Raw genomic sequence first — 19,768 nt, 5'->3', positions numbered from 1 at the left:
TACAAAACTTTATAATTTAAGTTCTTGAATCAGCTGTTTAAATTCCATTCCTAATTTTGGATGTTCTAAGCCATAATGTAATACAGCTTTTAAATAACCAAGCTTACTACCACAGTCAAACGTTTGGCCTTGCATACGATAAGCTTCAACAATATCTGTATCTTGAAGCATTGCAATTGCATCAGTTAACTGAATTTCATTACCTGCACCTTTCGGCGTGTTCTCAAGTAATTGCATAATCTTGGCAGGTAACACATAGCGGCCAACCACAGATAGGTTTGATGGTGCAGCACCTACTGCAGGCTTTTCAACAATACCCTGCATGGCAATACTTTCACCCATATTTGGGCTATGCTTTACATCGACAATCCCATATTGATCTACTAAATGGTCTGGCACTGCCTCAACCATGATTTGAGCAGCTTGGCTTGAGTTATAACGAGAAATCATACGAGATAAATCATTTTGTCCAGAGCCATCTTTCACGAGTACATCTGGTAATAGCACTGCAAAATCATCTTCGCCGACAACACTCTTTGCACATAAAACAGCATGTCCTAAACCTAAAGGTTGAGGCTGTCTAACACTGATTACACTTACATGCTCAGGCACAATTTGTGTAATCTCTGCAAGTAAGTCGAATTTTTTCTTTTGTTCTAAAGTCGTTTCTAACTCAAAGTTCCTATCAAAATAATTTTCAATTGAGGCTTTCGATGAATGAGTGACTAAAATAATTTGCTCAATTCCAGCCTCTACAGCTTCACGTACTACATATTCAATTGCAGGACGGTCAACTACTGTTACCATTTCTTTAGGGATTGACTTACTTGCTGGTAAAAAACGTGTGCCTAAACCGGCAACAGGTAAAACTGCCTTTTTAATCATATGAGTAGTTACTTACTATTATAAACTTGCTTTGTCTTCATCACGCGCTGAACCAGAAAAGCGGCTTGCACCTACTAACTGATCTGGAGCATTAATTCCTTCTTTTTTCAACATAACCAAGACTGTTTTCATCATAATTTTAAAGTCTAAAGATAAATTATGGGTTTCAACATACTCGATATCAAGTTCAAATTTTTCTTCCCAACTTAAATTATTTCTCCCACTTACTTGAGCAAGACCTGTCATACCCGGTCTGACTTCATGACGACGCATTTGTCGAGAAGTATAGTGTTCTAGAAAGTCGGCTAACTGTGGACGTGGACCCACAATGCTCATATCGCCTTTTAAAACATTAATAAGTTGTGGCATTTCATCTAAAGTGGTTGAGCGCAGCTTATGCCCAAATGGAGTAATACGCTCTTCATCAGGTAATGGATTACCCTGTGCATCAAATGCATCTTTCATAGAACGGAACTTAATCATTTTAAATAATTTTCCGTCTTTTCCTGGTCTTTCTTGGTAAAAGAAAACCGGAGAACCTAAATTTTTACGAACCTTATATGCTACCCAAATAAAGATTGGGGACAAAATGATTAATGCGGTTAAGGAAATTACGATGTCAACTATCCGTTTCATCATGTATTCACTCTTATTTTCAATGGGTTTTCAAAGAAAACTAAAAAATATGCAATAGTTAGCATCTGTCTCTCACAAGACGATTTATACAAACATACTATCATAGATTAGATGACGTAACTTTTACCTTATGACAAATCGTACTTTAATGTTACTTATGTATTGTCTAATGAAATGAAGCCTCTCTTTTTACACTATTGTAATTAAAAAACCCAAAAATATATAAACAACTTATTGATATTAAAAATATTTTTTTATTTCGAGTTTCTCTAAATTATTTTATTTTTGATAATTTATATCCTTGTATTTCCATATTTTTGAACAAAAAGAAACATTTCTTTAAAAAAATATAGCTTCTTTTATCAGTTTAATAAAAAAATGATTGTGAAAAACCTTTAAATTATAAAAAGATATATTCATTAATTTTTATGTTCTAACTGTCCTGCATTAAAATAAATAGCTAAAATTATTAAAGGAAAATATGCGATTATTAAACCGACTAATGGAGAAATTGCTTTATTTAATACAAAAAATGCACAAGGTAAGAGCCATATAAGATTAATGATTAAAACTGCTAAAGTTACGGGTGTATGACTATCAAAATACCTAGCAGCGTATTGATAAGCGTGGCTTCGATGGGCTTGATATATTTTCTCCCCTCTTAGTATTCTCCTTATAATTGTAAAGGTTGCATCTACTATAAAAACTCCTAGACAAATGATCCAAGCTAGAAATAACTTAAAGTCTATTTTTAAAGCATATAAAGCTAATACAGCGAATAAAAAACCTAAAAAACTACTACCTACATCTCCCATAAAGATTTTAGCTTTTGGAAAATTCCATACGAGAAAACCACAGACAATAGAAGTGATTGCAAGTAATATAAAATTATTGATGTCATACCAACTGTATAATAAAGCTAGACTTAGCCCGACTGATATTGCTTCGATACTTGCAATGCCATTAATACCATCCATAAAGTTATATAAATTAAGCAGCCAAACCAAAAAAAGAATAGCAAGAATGTTGGTAAAAAAACCTAAGTTTAAATTATTAAAAACAGAGACTTGGGCAAATCCATCTAAACTAAATACGATAAATGTTGCAGTAATAAAATGAATGCTTAAACGCAACATAGAATTGATATGAGCATGATCATCACAAAAACCAAGGAGAGCAATAAGCAAACAACTCCCCCCTATAATGAAAAAATCATTCAAACTTATAAACTGAGATATATAGCTATATAATAAAGCCATTAGAACACTTATCACTATTGCTACTCCACCACCACGTGGTGTGGGCTTCACATGTGAACTTCTAAAGTTAGGTAAATCAATAATATTTTTTCTTAAAGCATATTTTCGAACACTAAAAGTTAATACAAAAGAAATAAGAAAAAGAATGATGAAAGATATAATAACATTCATATCAAACCTATTACTTTTTGAACATCAATTTTAAGCTCTCATCAAAGCTAAAAGGAGCTCTCCATCCTAATAGTTCTATATTCTTTGAGGTGTCAACGGTCAATACAGAACAAAGTCTTGAAGCGACAGCACTCTTATTAAGAAGTTTAGCTAAAAAATTAATTAATACTTTAGGTATAGGCACAGCAATAAGATTTCTACCCTGAACTTTAGCTAACTTCGTAAATAATTCTTTAACTGTTATATCGTCTTGATCACTGATTAAAAAAACCTGATTTTTTGCTAAAGGATGTGATAAACAAATATTAATGAAATCACTTAAATTATAAATACTGACCATACTTCTTTTATTATCGAGGCATCCAACAGGTAGAGGAATTCCTTTAGCCGCCAGATTGATCATACTTTTAAAATTTGCCTTAACATTTGGCCCATAGATTAAAGCTGGGCGAATAATGACCACCTCCATCATCGAGTTTTGCGCTAAATTTAATAGAGATTGTTCAGCTTCATATTTCGATAATCCATAAGGATCTTTAATATTTATAATATTATCATGAGGAGTAAAAGGTACTTGATCACTCACTTCACCATTTACTTTAATACTACTCATAAATATAAATCGTTTTACACCAGCTTTAGCTGCTTTTTTAGCTAAATTCAGTGTTCCTTCTACATTTACTTTTCTATAAATAGATAGTGGATCACTTTCAACTTCCTTCATAATATGAGCACGCCCAGCACAATGCACAATGACATCTACTGAGCTCAAGTCCAAAGAAGTTAGATCATCATTTATATCAAAAGTTATAGTCTTTATATCATTACTTAACTTTTGTGTATTTTTACGAGTTTGAGCCAGAACACTATGTTCTGGCATTGTCGTAAAATATTCACATAAGTATGAACCAACAAAACCACTACTTCCTGTAATCAAAATATTCATTTTAAAAATTAAATTCTTAAGTAAATTTTCTAATAATATTTAGAATTTTACTCATTGCTACTTTTTCTGAATAAAATTCATTTAATACTTCTCTTGATGAATTGAATGCATAGCAGTGTTTTGCTAACACAATTTCATCAAGTTGTTTTGCCAAAGCCTCTTCATTATTAGGTGGGACTACCCAACCGATATGATGAGTATTAATCATATCTGCTACTTCTGACTCACTATCCATGATTGCTAGCAAAGGCTTATCTGCCGCCATAGAAAAATAAGATTTACTAGGAACCCCTAAACCTAACATCCCATCAGCCAAAGTAATCAATGCAACATCACACGCATTTAAACCAGTTGTTTTTTCTTTCTGATCTAAAGATCCATAATAAAGTATATTTTGAGATCCTAAAGACTGTATTTGCTCTTTAAGACGAGCAACATATGCACCATCACCAATAAAAATGAATTTTGCCAAATGTGCATATTTCATTTTCTGAATAGCATGCAGAATATTTTCTACGCCTTGTACACGACCAATATTACCGAAGAATTGAAAAATCGTAGTTTCACTATCCAACCAGTTCAATTCTTGTAAAATTCGGTTATTAGTTTTGGGCTCTGTACCAATATCAGATGAATCAATCCAATTCTGCACTACAGTAATATTGTTACTTTGATGCGTTTTTTGATGTACTAACTCTTTCATATCTTTGCCAATGACAATGACCTCATCAGCACTTGCATAAATCCTATCAAATAAACTTTTTAAGATTTTAAATAAAAAATGATCTTTTTTTAAAATTTTAGCCGCTGCTAAATTTTCGGGAAATACATCATGGACTAATAATATCCATTTAAAATTTAGAAATTTTTTAATAATAAATAAAACGAAAAGCAGTAAAATAGGTGTCGTACCTGTAAAAACGATACTATCCTTTTTCACTACTTTCAAAGTCTTCATTAAAAAACTAAAAGCGATAATTAGTTCATATAAAAATCTTTTAAACAAACTTGCCTTATTTGGCTTTTTAGCTTTAATAAAGTGTCCATTTGCATGTTGAGGACAATTCATATCCTCTTTTGCAATAAGAACAAGGTCTATATCACTTTGTACATTCAACGTGTCATACAATTTTCCTAACAAGTAACCTGTCGTATTTTGATATGGATGATAATATTCCGTGATTAAATAGACCTTCTTCTTCACTGCTTTAACCTCAATACTTCTTCCAAATCACTCGATTTACATAATCTGTGTAACTCATAATGATACGCACAACTTTTTCACTCACATTTGGCATACTGTAGTCTTCAACTAAACGCAAAAGACGATTTTCGCCTCTAGTTTGACCTTCTAAAATTGCCAAACCTTGTAAAATGCGTTCCGCTTTCAACCCTACCATCATTACAGCCGCTTCTTCCATTCCTTCGGGACGCTCATGTGCTTGACGTAAATTAAGTGCAGGGAAATTTAAGATTGATGATTCTTCGTTAATTGTTCCACTATCAGACAACGCAGCCTTTGCAGAAAGCTGTAACTTGTTATAGTCGCTAAAACCTAAAGGTTTTAACAATTGAATTAAAGGATGAAACTCAACATTTAACTCTTCAATACGCTTACGTGTACGAGGATGTGTCGATACAATCACAGGATATTTATATTTATCTGCAACTGCATTTAACATTTCTACCAAATCTAAAAAATTCTGATCTGAGTTAATGTTTTCTTCACGGTGAGCACTCACAATAAAATATTCATGCTCTTTTAAATTTAAGCGTTCAAGTACATCAGAAGCTTCGATTTTCGCTTTATAATGATGAAGCACTTCGAACATTGGGCTACCTGTTTTGATTACTAAATCAGCGGGCAATCCTTCTGCTAATAAATAATCGCGAGCAATCGTACTGTAGGTTAAATTAATATCAGCCGTATGATCGACAATTCGACGGTTAATTTCTTCAGGGACTCGCATATCAAAACAACGATTACCAGCTTCCATATGGAAAGTCGGAATTTTACGACGTTTTGCTGGTAGCACTGCCATACAGCTGTTAGTGTCACCCAAAACAAGTAGAGCCTCGGGTTGCACTTCTTCTAAAATTTTATCAACTGCAATAATTACATTACCGATTGTTTCTGCGCCTGTCGCACCAGCTGCATTTAAGAAATGGTCAGGTTTACGGATACCCAAATCAGTAAAGAAAATTTCATTCAATTCATAGTCATAGTTTTGTCCAGTATGAACAAGAATATGATCAAAATATTCATCACATGCAGCCATTACACGAGATAAACGAATAATTTCTGGACGTGTGCCCACCACTGTCATTAATTTTAACTTTTTCACAAATCTCTACTCTTAATTTGTTATTGGCATCGCATAAGTATCTGGCTTATTACGATCAAAAATTTCATTCGCCCACAGCATTACTACCATCTCTTCATCACCGATGTTAGTAATATCATGTGTCCAGCCCGGTACTGTCTCTACAATTCGTGGTTCATCACCATGCGTTTCAAGCTCATAAAATTCACCTGTTACAATATGTTTAAACTTAAATAGTGCCTTACCTTTAATAACAAGGAACTTTTCAGTTTTTGTATGATGATAATGACCACCACGAGTAATTCCCGGATGAGCAGTAAAGTAAGAAAATTGCCCAGCATCGGGTGTCTTCAACATTTCAACAAATACACCACGAGCATCACCATATTTGGGAACACTGTAATCGAATTGTTCAGGCTTTAAAAAACTCAAATAAGTTGAGTAAAGTGCTCGAGTTAGCCCTGTTCCCACCCGATCTGTAATAAGTGTGTCTCTAGATGCTTTAAATCCATTTAAAACTTTTGCTAAATCACCTACGGTAATTTGATATTCAGGTTCAACTTGGAAAAATTGTTCAACTTGTTGCCCATTCAGAATATTCCAGAATGTTTCAACTACATCGTCGACATACACAAGACGAATCACAGCATTTTCATCATGAATTTGTAAGGGTAAGTCATTTGCAACGTTATGGCAGAAAGTTGCAACAGCAGAGTTATAATTAGGGCGTGACCATTTACCAAAAACGTTGGCTAAACGGCAAATATAAACTGGGTTACCTTGTGCTTGATGAAGAGTGACCAGTGCCTGCTCTCCACCTAGCTTACTTTTACCATAAGGATTATCACGCTCGACCTGAATAGACGACGATAAAATAACAGGCGTTTTCTTATTAGCTTGCTGCAAAATTTGACTGATCTTTGCCGTTAAAGTGGTATTACCTTCAGCAAATTCTTCTTCATTTAGAGGGCGATTCACACCTGCTAAATGTACAATCCAATCAGCAGCTAAAACTACTTGCTCAAACTCTTGATCTGTTGTTTCACGATGAGCTTTTAAAATCTCAACTTCAGGTTTTTCTGATAAAAACTGAATAAAGTTTTTTGCAATAAAACCATTAGAACCGGTAACTAAAACTTTCATGCTTACGCCTCTGGTGAAATATATTCGCCTCTTGTTAATGCGCGAACAAAATCAAGTTTAAGCAATAATTGTTTCATACCCTCTACATCTAAACGAGTAGTATTATGCGAATTGTAATCTTCGAACTCAGTAATTTTTAAGTCACCATCTTCTACGTACTTTTCATAGTTCAAGTCACGCTGATCTGCTGGTACGCGGAAATAATCACCTTGGTCAAAAGCATGTACCATTTCTTCACGACTTAATAAAGCTTCGAAAGCTTTTTCACCATGACGGGTACCCATAATAGAAATAGGATGATCTTCAACATTTAGTAATTGTTTCAATGCTTCAGCCAATACTGCAATTGTAGCTGCAGGAGCTTTTTGTACAAAGATATCCCCATTTTCACCATGTTCAAAAGCATATAGAACTAAATCTACCGCATCTTCTAAAGTCATCATGAAACGAGTCATGTTCGGATCTGTAATCGTAAGAGGTTTACCCTGACGAATTTGATCAACGAATAAAGGAATGACTGAACCACGTGATGCCATCACATTACCATAACGAGTGCCACAAATAACCGTATCTAAACCCTCAAGGTTACGTGACTTTGCAACCATAACTTTTTCCATCATTGCTTTAGAAATACCCATTGCATTAATTGGGTAAACTGCTTTATCTGTACTTAAACACACTACACGTTTAACACGATTCTGAATTGCCGCTTCAAGTACATTTTCTGTTCCAATTACATTGGTTTTTACAGCTTCCATTGGGTGGAATTCGCAAGATGGAACTTGCTTTAAAGCAGCTGCATGGTAAATATAATCCACACCACGAGTAGCATTTAAAATACTGTTGTAGTCGCGCACATCACCTATATAGAATTTAAGCTTAGATGAGTGATATTTCTTACGCATATCATCTTGCTTTTTTTCATCACGGCTAAAAATACGGATTTCTTTAATATCTGTTTCTAAAAAACGTTTTAGAACAGCATTACCGAAAGATCCTGTACCACCAGTAATTAACAAAATTTTATCTTTAAACATATGAATTTTCGTCCTCATTTAAACAATTTTCAATAATCTGGGTATATTTAACTGCACGTTCTCTTGCAGTCGAAAAATTTTCAGCATGTTTTTTTGCAGCTCTTAATTTGATATCTAATTCATTATTTTCATTATTTTCGATAAAATGATTAATCACAGCTGCTGCTGAATCTGGAACAGTGGGGTCAAAATAAAATGCGAAGTCTAAGCAGACATCTTTTATAAAACCTCTATCTGAAGCAAATAAGGGTTTTTCCATGATCATAGCTTCTAAAGGAGTTGCAGAGAAACATTCTAAGAGACTAGGAAATATAATTGCATCCATTTTTTCATAAAAATTTGGGCACTCATTTACCTTCAATGGACCTACATTAATAATATTTTCCTGAAAGTTAGAGGATTTATTGGCCCACTCTTCTTCATTAAAAGTCACATAAAAATCAACGTCTTTCTGATATTTCTTTCTCAATACCTCTTTTACTTGAGGTAAGACATTTGTATTTTTATGAAAATAATCTCGACTAATTAACCCAATTTTAAATTTATCAGAAGTTTTAATATTAACTTCTTCCCATTTCTCGGGACAAAAATATACATTTGAGACAGTATTATAGACTACAAAAATATTATCTTTTTTAAATATATCTAACTCAACCAACTGGTTCTTAACATGTTCAAGCTCAACAATAAAAAAATCAGATCTTTTAAAAAATATTTTTTGTAAAAAATATTTTATTTTTAACTTAAATTTTTCACTAAATGATAAAAGATTATAACACTCATTATCTGGATAAATAATCCAAGCTTGAGCAAAACCAACTACATTGATTCCTTTAATGCTATAATAACAAGGTCCAAAAATGGTAAAAACAAGATCATAGTTATCAAAAAAACCTAAATTATTTTTATAGTTTTTTAAACCAAAAATATTATATACATTATAGTTTTTAAAAAAACTTTTTGTAGTTTGATTAATGTTTTTATCTACTTCAGTTGAAACAATGACATCAAAAGATTTGATGATATCATTTGACAAAAAAGGTAACTCATTAATAAAAGAGCTTGCCACTTGCACACCACCGCCACTATGTAAATTAGCAGCATTAATTAATATCTTCATCATTTCACCTTAAATATAAAACGCTAGCAACACAATATTTACTTAACCCTTAAAATATCAAAAACAAATAAAAGGAATAAAATAAATACAAAGCTCCCAGAGTTAAAAGCGTAACCATTATGGGCAATCATGAAAAAGTAATGTAGTAAATAAAATAAAAAAGTAATGAAAAAACTATTCTTATAATCCTTTATACAACCTAAAAGAAAAGAAAAGATAAAGAAAATAATTCCAACTAGAACAACTCCACCATCTGAATAGATAGGCATTAGCGCAGTGTAAACATTAAAAGTTGGATTAATGAGAGAATCGTTATCATAAACAAACTGACAATTGGAATTTAGCAAAGGAACTGAATGTAAACATTCAGAGGTATAAGTAGGAGCAATACGAACAAAATTCTCAAATCCATAGAAAAAGTAATTAAATAATTCCTCAAAATTAATACTATAAATTCCAGATCTAATAGCATTAATACCAAAAAATATGACTAAAAAAGCTATAAATGCTTTAAACAAAATAGAAATTTTAATTTTCTTATAAAGAATAAAAAAACTAGAAAAAATAAAAATATAATTAATTAATATGCCTTTCCAGCCAGTTAGAATAGTTAAAATCAATAACAAAAATATTAAAATCTTTACCAAAAAATCAAGCTTTATCTTTAAAACAAAAAAAACATAACTACTAAAAAATAGAGACAACATTGCACTTAAAGTAAATATGTTCCATAAAAAACCCTGTTGAATATCTACTCTCAAACTATTATTCAGCAAAGGTATCCCATATTTTAGCAACTGAATAGATACACTACCTATAGCTAAAAATAGAAATAATTTAATAATAAATATATAAATTTTAGGTGAAAAATCAAAAAATTTAAAATTCAATTTTTTTGAAAAAATCGTACCAAATAGAAAACCAACTATAGTAAAAAATAAAGAAACTTGTATAGCGAACAAAGATGGTTCATAAAAAGTTATTTTAGACAAATTCGTAAGATATAAGTAAATTAAAGCTGGAAGCATATATAAAGATATTGCAACCACATTAAATCTTATCTTCATAAGCTTCCACCTTTCCATTAAGTAGTTTTATTCAAAACAATCTTTTTATGAAATAAAATAAAGAAAATATATCCCAGAAAAACCAACCAACCAGTTGCTACTTTTGCATACAAATAATAATCTAATCCATAATTTAATTTAAAGAAGAGAGGGTATGTATAATATAAAGCTAAAATAATACATACAACCAAATTCACTGTAACAATTTCTTTTCTTAAATCTAGACCATTCATTACATGGTAGTAAATTGCTGTAAGAGAAAAAGGAATAACAGCTAACGTTGCTATATGCATTTTTCCAGTTAGAAAACCATAATTAGTAAATCTTTGAACAAAGTAGTCCATACAAAAATTCGCAACAACCACCCCTAATACTGTAATACCAAGCGTAATTAATGTTTCTCGCAAAAATAATCTCTGACCTGCTTCGCAACTTTGTTTTATAATCTTGACAAACAACAGCTCAGCAACTGTTGCTGGTATAATCATTAATGCAGTAAAAGCAAACAAAATAATACTATAATGTCCTAACTCTTCCCTACCACTTGAATAATCAATAAAAAAGCGGTCCATTACTAAATATAGAAAAATCATTAGTGAATTTATAAATAACAAAAAAGATGGTAAAGCTATTTCTTTAATAACTTTCTTAATTCTCTTATATTGAATAAAATTAAAAAGCTCTCTTTCTTGATAAAACAAAACAAGACTAAAAAATAGATAAGATAAAATTAAAGACACAAGATAAATATTAAAATCTAGAGTATAAAAATATAAAACTATAGAAATTAATAGAGGAAGTAGTTGATTATAAAAAACCAGATTTAACATTTTTGTTAAACTATTTGTAGCACGATAGTAGGCTTTTATAATATTTCCTACTGCAATAAAAATACCACTAGCTGTAAGTACTGATACTATAATATCAGCATCATTTAATATAACTGCCGCCAAAAGAATAAATAATGAGCCAATAAATGTAGTAAATAATACTGTTGCAACGAGATATTTTTTTTCTTCTTCCTTTGCTACAGGAATATAGCGGTCTAATGAAAATCTTGCACCTAAATGTGAATAATCCACAAATTGCTGCCATGTTTTAGCAAGGGCTAAACTGCCTAATTGATAGGAATTTAAATATTTCATTAATAATAAGTTAAATAAAATATTTAAAAACTGAATCATATAATTCAGTAATATATATATAATTCCTTTTTTAAACATGGCTATTTACCATATCTTTTTTTACTTCATCATAGAATTCATCTTTTAATAATTCTCCATTTTTAAAGTTATTTATTATTTCCTGATATTTACCCAAGTACACTTCTGAATAAATTTCGCCAGGCATAATATGACTTTTTGGTAGAATTTTAGAATGTCGTCTACTTTGAGCAACTATATAAAGCAATACTAATGCTCTATTTATGGTTTCACTATTTAGCCTATCAATTTTAGTAATATTATCTAATTTACTATAATATTCCTCTACAGTATCTGGCTCCTCAGTAATACCAAAACCATAATAATAGCCTTTACCAGCTGTTATCGCCGGTATACCAAGACAGCTAAATTCTAAACCAGCTGTCCCTTTTGCTGTCACAATATAATCTGCAAAATTAATAATTGAATTTGTATTTAAATTATTTGGTAAAATATAGATATTATCTAATTGATACTTTTCTAATAGTTCTTCTACTGCTCCCTTTTCGTTCCACATATATGAACTAGGGTGAGCTTTGACAAAAACATTAACTTCTTTATTTTCATTTAAATGAATAAGAGTTTTAACTAAAAAATCATAATAATCTTTAAACAATAAACCTTCTCCGACATGAGGTGCATCGGAAAAAGCATGAGACATTACTACAATATTTTTTTTGTTCTTATCTACTTTTGGAAATATCTCTTTTAAATCATCTAAGCTATAAGTTTTTTTATTTAAAAATGCATTTTTAACATCTATTTGGTCAATATTTCCCTTAAATCTATTTTCAACATAAGCTCTAGCTTCTTCCAAGTATTCAGGTGATGACAATTTTTGATTAAAAAGCTCTATCGAAGGTTTAAGGAAGTGTTCTTTTATATTTACAGATGAGTTGTAGCATTTATATGCATAAATATCTTTTAAGAAAATCACATTACTATTATTTACTTTCTTTAACTGTCTAGGCAGCATTCCAAATTCAGCATACACATTATGACTCGTAACTAAATATTTGGGTTTATATTTTCTAATCAAGTATTCATTATTATAAAAGGTCAAGAATGCTCTAAATATTAATCTATAATGCGTAATTTTGATTTGATTAATAGTATAAGTATTTGGCTTGAATCTAATAAGAGTATCATAGATAAGCTCACCTATCTCGACACCCTTATGTGTAAGATTAGCTAATTTACTTCCATCTTTATATAAAATAACTGTTTTTAATGTTGCGAATAAGGCAGGAATGAAGATTGTAGGATTTAAAAAACCTTTCCACCACATATAAAAATCATTGATATTAAAGGATTTATAAATATGAGCTACATCATTACCTTCTTCATAAAAACCTCTTAAAAATACAACAGGCTTTGCTCCTGTAACCTCTTGTATTGCTTTACCTATTCTTGCTTTATCCATAATACTTGCTGGACAAGTGATCTGGCCCTCTATTAAACAATAACCTTCTTCACTAACAGGAGAGTTTTCCTTTTGCCAATATTGGTAATTTAGTTCAGTAAACTCTTTTTCTACAGGATTAGGCTTATATGGTTTTAAATAGCTTATAATTCTCTTTAATTGATTAATCATAAAATACATCCTTACATCTAAATGAATTACAAGCTAAAGCCATCATCTACAATAATATTCTGACCTGTTACATATCTTGATTGCTCAGAAAGCAAGAATAAAACTGAACCTAAGATTTCTGTAACGTCTAGCATACCAGCTCCATGGGTATGGCTCTTATATGCTTCCAAAAATGGTTCAGGTTGATGATCAAAGATGCCGCCTGGACTTACACAATTAATACGGAACCGACTATCGTTGACATAAGCAACTGTGTATTTGTTTAAATGAAGTGTTGCTGATTTAATTGCGGCATACTCAACAGGCATTGTCATTTTAGTGTTGTTATAAATATCAAATTTTGGAGCAACTACACCATAAATAGATGAAATATTTACAAGCGAAAAAGGAGTCTGACGTTCAGTAAAATATTTGGCACACTGCTGTGTAAATAAGAACATACTACCTAAATGTAATGATAAGTTCTCATTAAAACTTTCTAAACTCACATCAAAAAAATGTGAACCATATGTCTTATTACGTGGATATGTTGTATTAACAGCTCCATCAATTTTAAGATCTGCTAAAAAAAATGACTTTACACTTGCTTCATTTGTTACATCTAAAGAAACTAACGATAATTTTTCGTTTGTAGGATCAACGCCTAAACTATTTAAACGAGCTCCCATAGATTCAATATTTATGTCAGCTGCAATAACTTTTGCACCTTGCTCCAATATCGCTGCCACTAAACGGGTACCTAATAAGCCTCCAGCACCTACTACTAAAAAGGTTTTATTCAGTAATAAATTTTGCATTAATTATTCACCTTTAATAATAGCTTCAGCTAAACGAAAATCATAAATATCATCAATATCTACGGCTCGTGCTTTTGGTACTTCAATACTAGTAACTTGTCCTGAAAATAAACCGTAATTGTTTAATACAAACTGTGGAGTCGTTGCATAAACTACGGTAGTAATATCAAAAACTTTTGGAGCATCTTGGCGGCGTGTTACTTCCCCTTCAGGTTTATTTACTAGCTCGACAAAACCAGCTCTATTGTATTTAACCATATTGAAATAGGGACTACGACTTGCAGGTGTAATTGCAATACAAATATCGGCATTCTCTGTTTGTCTTTTTAAAATTGCAGCTTCGACATCTTCCTGACTACGTAATGGACTAGTTGCAGGTAAACTAACAAAACCATCAAATACACCATAGTGCTCAGTAGCCCACTCAACCGCATGACGCCAAGATAACCATTCAGGGCTTTCATCAGTTGCTAGCTCGGCAGGCCGCTCTATAAGAGTGGCTCCTCCCTTAACTGCAATTTGAGCAATGGCCTGATCATCTGTTGAAACAAAAACTTGTTCAATTAAACCAGAAGCTAAAGCAGTATCAATTGAATATTGTAATAATGGTTTTCCGGCCAGGGGCTTAATATTCTTTCCTGGTAGTCCCTTAGAGCCGCCTCTAGCAAAAATGAATGCAAAATTTCTCATATAAGCAGCCTTATTTTTCCATTTTAAATTCTTTCATCTTTACAATAAGCCCTATTGTTTTTTCAGCCTCTTGTAAAGTAATTGATTGGTTTGGCTGCCCGTTTATTTTTCTAACAAAATCGGTAACCATTTCTAAATACATTTGATTCTTATCCCACTCAGGCGCGCTATAAATTATTTCTCGCCCATTAGCTGTAATAAGTACGACTTCATTTTGAATTAAATCCCACTCAATACATCCTTCGCTACCAATAAATCTACATTTACGGTGAGCTTGACGTTGCAGAAAGTCTAAATGAATATTAACAACAGTACCCTTTTCTGTTGTCATTAAGAGATCTGCATTATCCTCTACATCTAACCCTAATTCTTCTGAAGAACGTAAAATGACATGTCGTGGAATAAGCGCCCCTAAAATCCATTGGGTATAATCTAGTTCATGACTTAGCTCTAATAGAACTCCTCCACCTAATTCAGCTTTAGCAGAGACAGTTTCACGATAATCTTTTGTAGGGCGCCAATCTGGTAAATACTGCCCAATTTCAATAAATCCATTATAGAGTGTTCCAAGAATACCCTCTTGCAGTATTTGTTTTACTTTCTGTGCTGATGGTAAATAACGTAAACAATAGCCTACTGCTACAGGCGTTTGATACTCGTTTTCTGCATCAATCAAGGCTTGAGCATCACTCTGGGTAACAGCAACTGGTTTTTCTATTAATACAGGAATACCAGCTTTAATAAGTGGTATTGCATGTTGAGCATGGAAAGGAGCAGGTGAAGCAATTATTGCAAACTGAACTCCTAACTCAACAATTTCATCAATACTTTGTGCTATATAGTCACTATCACTTACTAACTCTGTTGGCATTCGCCCACTGGCAGACATCACGATTAATTTAGTTTCAGGAAACAGCAACTTAATATTACGACGATGTCGGGTAGCGATATTACCCAACCCAATAACAGCAATATTTTTCATTACTCTAAGCCCAACATATGAATATCTTTTTGCGCACGGTTATAGTCTTCCATATGACCAATATCGAGCCAATATTCATGTAATGGATAGCTCAACACTTTATTTTGCTTTTCCATTTGCTGTTCTAAAATCGTTGGCATGCCAATAAACTGAGCGTTTACTTCTGCCAACAATTCAGGTGAAATAACATAAATACCTGTATTAATATCAAAGAAATAACTTGGTTTTTCAGTCATACTTTGTATGACATGGTCTTCAGAGTTAACTACGCCATAAGGAATCTGGTATTGAAACTCTCGCACACACATTGTTGCGATTGCTTGGCGCTGCTCATGAAAATCCAATAATTTTTCAAAATTCATGTTTGTCAGTACATCACCATTGATGACAATGAATGGCAATTTAATCTCTGATGCTGGCAATAAACTCAACGCCCCACCTGTACCAAGTGGATCAGTTTCATGTACATACTGAATTTGTACACCTAATTTCTCACCATTACCAAAATATTCATTAATCACTTCTGGTAAGTAATGCGTAGAAATATAAAATTTGTAAAAACCTTGATTTTTAAAACTTGAAATAATGGTTTCAAGTAAAGGTTTTCCTCCTACAGGTAACATTGGTTTTGGACATGTATCTGTTAAAGGACGTAAACGTGTTCCAAATCCTCCAGCCATAATAAATACTGGATTTTCTTTTCTCTTTTTGCGAATTAGGTCATCTAACGTAATAATATTAACCAGTTGGTTATTTTTAGTTATAGGTAATGCCAGATAGCTTTTTTCGCGCATAATCTCAAAAATCTGACGATTGTTTAAGCTACCTTCCTCAATACTATAAGGATTAGTATGCATGATTGTTTCAACAGCTGCATGCACATCTTGGCCTTTTAAAAGACCTCTGCGAATATCACCATCGGTAATACTTCCGATTAAATGATTGTTATCATCTACAACCAAAACAATTCTTAAAGCATATAAATCAAGTAATTCTAATGCTTTTAAAATTGAATCATTTTTATGCAAAATTATTTTATTAACATCTCTAATCACGTCTTAATTCCTTAGCAGGTGATCCAATATAGACTTTATTTGGTTCTGTATGTTTCACCACCACAGCCCCAGCACCTATAACTGAATTTTCACCTAAGCACTTTAGTTGCTCGGGATTTTTCCCCGGCAAAACAGCAACATTTGTTCCCACATATGTACCTTGCATTAAATGTACACATCCAGAAATATTGGCACCAGGCATAATAGAAACATAATTTTCAAGAATACAATCATGCCCAATTGTGCTGTTAAAACTTACTATAATAAAATTGCCAAAACGACATGAATTTGTAATCCGCGCTCCAGCCGCAATCACAATACCTTTACTATCTTCTAACAATTCTCGAATACCATATCCAAGCGATGCTTGAGAGTGAATCAAATTTGGATAGGTCAAATCAGGATAAGTTTCATATATTCTTTTACGAATTTTTGGATCAGCAATACCTATTACATATACTGTATCAGTCAGCGTAGGAATCACTGATTCTGCCAAAATGGGAAAACCTAATAAAGCATCCCCATCCTTAGCATTTCTCTCTAAAAAACATATCTGGTGGTAGCCTTGATCTATTGCTAAATCTAATAACTCTTTTGCGAAGCCACCTGAACCAATAATTGCCAGTTTTTTCATTTAAATTTCGATAAAATCGTTTTTCTTAAAACTACGCTTTGCTTTTGTACCAATAACATCCCAATACTTATTTGGCTCTAAACAAACGCGGCCAGCTCGTTTTGTGGTGATATTATCTGCAGTTAATAGTTCTCCCTCAGCAATATCTGTTTTCGCCACAATACTGCGACGAACCAGATAGTAGTTATCACTTTCCTGTTCAAGCATAAATTTAATACCATCGCCCAAAGCTGCATGTGTTTTATGCAAAATTTCGACATAGTGTTTAAATTCATTAGGTTCCATTGAGGCTGCATGGTCTGGACCAGCCATTGTTTTATCTAAAGTAATATGTTTCTCGAAAATACGAGCACCGAGACTTACACTAATAACCGCTGCATATTCATCAAGCGTATGGTCAGAAAATCCTGTTGCCAAATCAAATACGTTTTTCAACGTTGAAATGGCTTTAAGATTACTTTCTTCAAATAATGCAGGATACTGAGTCACACAGTGTAAAATAGAAACTTGTTGCTTCAACTGTTTACGTACTGAAATTTTAGAATAAGCTTCTCTAAATAGCTGCTGAGATGGTTGAACCTCTGTTCCCTTATCAATAACAAATGCAAATACAGATAAGGCTTGTTCAATATCACCTAAACTTGCTGTTCCAGTAGATAAAATGACATGCTTTTTTGAACATGCAATTTCATAGAGAAATGGTAAATTTGAAATATCAGCAGATGATACTTTTAAGTAAGGCACATCAATTTCATTTACCAAAAACTTTAAACTGTCTGAGTCAAAAGGAGTTGAAATAAATGTAATTTCCTGCTCATCACAGAATTTCTTGATTTCTTCTGTTTGCTCATAAGTCAATTCTAAACTTTTCACAAGCTCTAACTGACTTTGACTAGAACCTGTATTTTCTTTTTGATACGCAGCCATTTCAGTCTGATCAGACAATAGGCTATCTGCTTTAAATGTCTGAAACTTTACTGCGTTTGCGCCACAATCTTTGGCTTTTAAAATAAGCTCTTTTGCTAAATCTACAGAACCATTATGATTTACACCAATCTCTGCAATAACATAAATTTCATCTTGATTAAAGATCATAAAATGGCGCCTTCTTCTTAAAATCTGTCGTTTTAATAACTTCAATTATTTTTTGAGAGGTATTTCCTAAACCTAAAGGTGGAACTACCTGACTCAATTGATCCTTTGGAAAATTTATTGCCTTTTGCAAGGCTTCTACAATTTCATTTTCGTCTAATCGAACATCAAGGATAGATTCGCAACGTAGACGACCTTTTTGTCGATCACCAATATTTACCGTCGGAACCTGTAATGCCGGTGCTTCAGATAAACCACTTGAAGAGTTACCCACCATTGCTAAAGCATTTTTTAAAACACTTAAATAGTTCTGGATACCAAAACTCTTTACAAGTAACACGCGATCCGGCAATTGGGCTTTTAAATCTAACATTGCCTTAACAATATTAGTATTACCGTTATCTGCATTAGGATAACTAAAGACAAAGTTGACGCCATTAATTTGCTTAAGCGCATCAAATAACGGAGCAACATTTTCTTCTAATAAGTTTGTTTCAGGATGGTAAGTGATTAGGAAATATGGCTTTGAAAAATCGAAGTTATATAACTCGCTCAACTCTGAAATACTTTTAAATGTAGTCCGTTGGATATGGTCTAAACCAAGTGCTCCTACATTAAAAACTCTTTCTGGCTGTTCACCTAACTGAATAATCCGCTTTTTATATTCTTCTGCTGCAGCGAAATGAATATTAGACATTTTAGTAATTGCATGACGAATTGATTCATCATACGCACCTTCGGTAATCTCACCACCATGTAAGTGAGCAACAGGTACATGCATGATTAAAGCAGCTTGTGTTACCGCTAATGCTTCAAAACGATCACCCAAAACAACTAATACATCTGGTTGCATACGCTTAAGTGCATCTGCAAATCCAAGCAGGCCTACACCCATTGATTTTACTACAGCTGATGATGTATCGGATGACAAAAGCATTTCTACCGATTCGGTAATTTCAAAACCATCTTTTACAATTGTTTTCCATGTTTCGCCATGCTCTGGTGAATAGTGCATAGCTGTTGCCAAAATTTGTAATTCTAGCTCTGGATCCTGCTGAATATCTCGCATCAACCAATACAGCAAACCATATTCAGCTCGAGTTCCTGTAAAAACAGCTATTTTCTTCATTCTCG

The 19,768-nt window shown here is 32.6% G+C and carries 19 protein-coding genes; all 19 read right to left on the bottom strand.

Annotation, left to right across the window (positions count from 1 at the left end; translation table 11 throughout):
* Positions 1-9 precede the first annotated feature (9 nt).
* The gene (galU, locus tag R5R67_RS10445) at positions 10-885 is read right to left on the bottom strand and encodes a UTP--glucose-1-phosphate uridylyltransferase GalU (RefSeq protein WP_005120675.1); all 876 of its coding nucleotides are present in this window, start codon (positions 883-885) and stop codon (positions 10-12) included.
* Positions 886-903: 18 nt separating this feature from the next.
* Positions 904-1,524 (bottom strand): sugar transferase, encoded by a 621-nt coding sequence (locus R5R67_RS10440; RefSeq protein ID WP_000977704.1) that lies wholly within the window; start codon positions 1,522-1,524, stop codon positions 904-906.
* A 416-nt stretch (positions 1,525-1,940) separates the two neighbouring features.
* Positions 1,941-2,951 carry an MraY family glycosyltransferase gene (locus R5R67_RS10435; RefSeq protein WP_001100755.1) on the bottom strand — a complete coding sequence of 337 codons (1,011 nt, stop codon included), beginning with the start codon at positions 2,949-2,951 and terminating at the stop codon, positions 1,941-1,943.
* A gap of 10 nt (positions 2,952-2,961) precedes the next feature.
* The gene (locus R5R67_RS10430; RefSeq protein WP_109428905.1) at positions 2,962-3,897 is read right to left on the bottom strand and encodes an NAD-dependent epimerase/dehydratase family protein; all 936 of its coding nucleotides are present in this window, start codon (positions 3,895-3,897) and stop codon (positions 2,962-2,964) included.
* Positions 3,898-3,913: 16 nt separating this feature from the next.
* On the bottom strand, positions 3,914-5,101 hold the full coding sequence (locus tag R5R67_RS10425) for a glycosyltransferase family 4 protein (protein ID WP_109428906.1): 1,188 nt from the start codon (positions 5,099-5,101) through the stop codon (positions 3,914-3,916).
* 10 nt (positions 5,102-5,111) lie between these two features.
* Positions 5,112-6,242 carry a non-hydrolyzing UDP-N-acetylglucosamine 2-epimerase gene (gene wecB / locus R5R67_RS10420; protein WP_000734323.1) on the bottom strand — a complete coding sequence of 377 codons (1,131 nt, stop codon included), beginning with the start codon at positions 6,240-6,242 and terminating at the stop codon, positions 5,112-5,114.
* Positions 6,243-6,254: 12 nt separating this feature from the next.
* Positions 6,255-7,364 (bottom strand): UDP-2-acetamido-2,6-beta-L-arabino-hexul-4-ose reductase, encoded by a 1,110-nt coding sequence (gene wbjC / locus R5R67_RS10415; protein ID WP_318754842.1) that lies wholly within the window; start codon positions 7,362-7,364, stop codon positions 6,255-6,257.
* A gap of 2 nt (positions 7,365-7,366) precedes the next feature.
* Entirely contained in the window at positions 7,367-8,401 is a 1,035-nt protein-coding gene (locus R5R67_RS10410; RefSeq protein WP_318754841.1) for a polysaccharide biosynthesis protein, read from the bottom strand.
* Positions 8,394-9,521, bottom strand: coding sequence for a glycosyltransferase (locus R5R67_RS10405; RefSeq protein ID WP_318754840.1), 1,128 nt, complete (start codon positions 9,519-9,521; stop codon positions 8,394-8,396). Before R5R67_RS10405 ends, R5R67_RS10410 begins: the two co-directional genes overlap by 8 nt.
* A gap of 38 nt (positions 9,522-9,559) precedes the next feature.
* The gene (locus tag R5R67_RS10400; RefSeq protein WP_318754839.1) at positions 9,560-10,588 is read right to left on the bottom strand and encodes an O-antigen polymerase; all 1,029 of its coding nucleotides are present in this window, start codon (positions 10,586-10,588) and stop codon (positions 9,560-9,562) included.
* A 17-nt stretch (positions 10,589-10,605) separates the two neighbouring features.
* Positions 10,606-11,811, bottom strand: a complete 1,206-nt coding sequence (locus tag R5R67_RS10395) for an oligosaccharide flippase family protein (RefSeq protein ID WP_318754838.1) — start codon at positions 11,809-11,811, stop codon at positions 10,606-10,608.
* Positions 11,804-13,384, bottom strand: a complete 1,581-nt coding sequence (locus tag R5R67_RS10390) for a hypothetical protein (RefSeq protein ID WP_318754837.1) — start codon at positions 13,382-13,384, stop codon at positions 11,804-11,806. The genes R5R67_RS10395 and R5R67_RS10390 overlap by 8 nt, the downstream gene beginning before the upstream one ends.
* Positions 13,385-13,410: 26 nt before the next feature.
* Positions 13,411-14,181, bottom strand: coding sequence for an oxidoreductase (locus tag R5R67_RS10385; protein WP_318754836.1), 771 nt, complete (start codon positions 14,179-14,181; stop codon positions 13,411-13,413).
* 3 nt (positions 14,182-14,184) lie between these two features.
* A complete protein-coding gene (locus tag R5R67_RS10380; protein ID WP_038345893.1) occupies positions 14,185-14,871 on the bottom strand; it encodes a cytidylyltransferase domain-containing protein in 687 nt (228 codons plus the stop codon).
* Between the two features lie 10 nt (positions 14,872-14,881).
* A complete protein-coding gene (locus R5R67_RS10375) occupies positions 14,882-15,853 on the bottom strand; it encodes a Gfo/Idh/MocA family protein (RefSeq protein ID WP_163050092.1) in 972 nt (323 codons plus the stop codon).
* A complete protein-coding gene (locus R5R67_RS10370) occupies positions 15,853-16,908 on the bottom strand; it encodes a nucleotidyltransferase family protein (protein ID WP_065709049.1) in 1,056 nt (351 codons plus the stop codon). The genes R5R67_RS10375 and R5R67_RS10370 overlap by 1 nt, the downstream gene beginning before the upstream one ends.
* Positions 16,901-17,542, bottom strand: coding sequence for a sugar O-acyltransferase (locus R5R67_RS10365; RefSeq protein ID WP_038345898.1), 642 nt, complete (start codon positions 17,540-17,542; stop codon positions 16,901-16,903). Before R5R67_RS10365 ends, R5R67_RS10370 begins: the two co-directional genes overlap by 8 nt.
* The gene (locus tag R5R67_RS10360; protein ID WP_032047237.1) at positions 17,543-18,637 is read right to left on the bottom strand and encodes an N-acetylneuraminate synthase family protein; all 1,095 of its coding nucleotides are present in this window, start codon (positions 18,635-18,637) and stop codon (positions 17,543-17,545) included.
* Complete coding sequence (neuC, locus tag R5R67_RS10355; protein WP_318754835.1) at positions 18,627-19,763, bottom strand: UDP-N-acetylglucosamine 2-epimerase; 1,137 nt, start codon at positions 19,761-19,763, stop codon at positions 18,627-18,629. Before neuC ends, R5R67_RS10360 begins: the two co-directional genes overlap by 11 nt.
* Positions 19,764-19,768 lie beyond the last annotated feature (5 nt).

It is taken from the genome of Acinetobacter sp. OYA S30, from assembly GCF_033599315.1.
GTDB lineage: Bacteria > Pseudomonadota > Gammaproteobacteria > Pseudomonadales > Moraxellaceae > Acinetobacter > Acinetobacter baumannii.
Note: the sequence above shows the minus strand (reverse complement) of the source record. Positions and strands in the feature narration are given on the sequence as shown.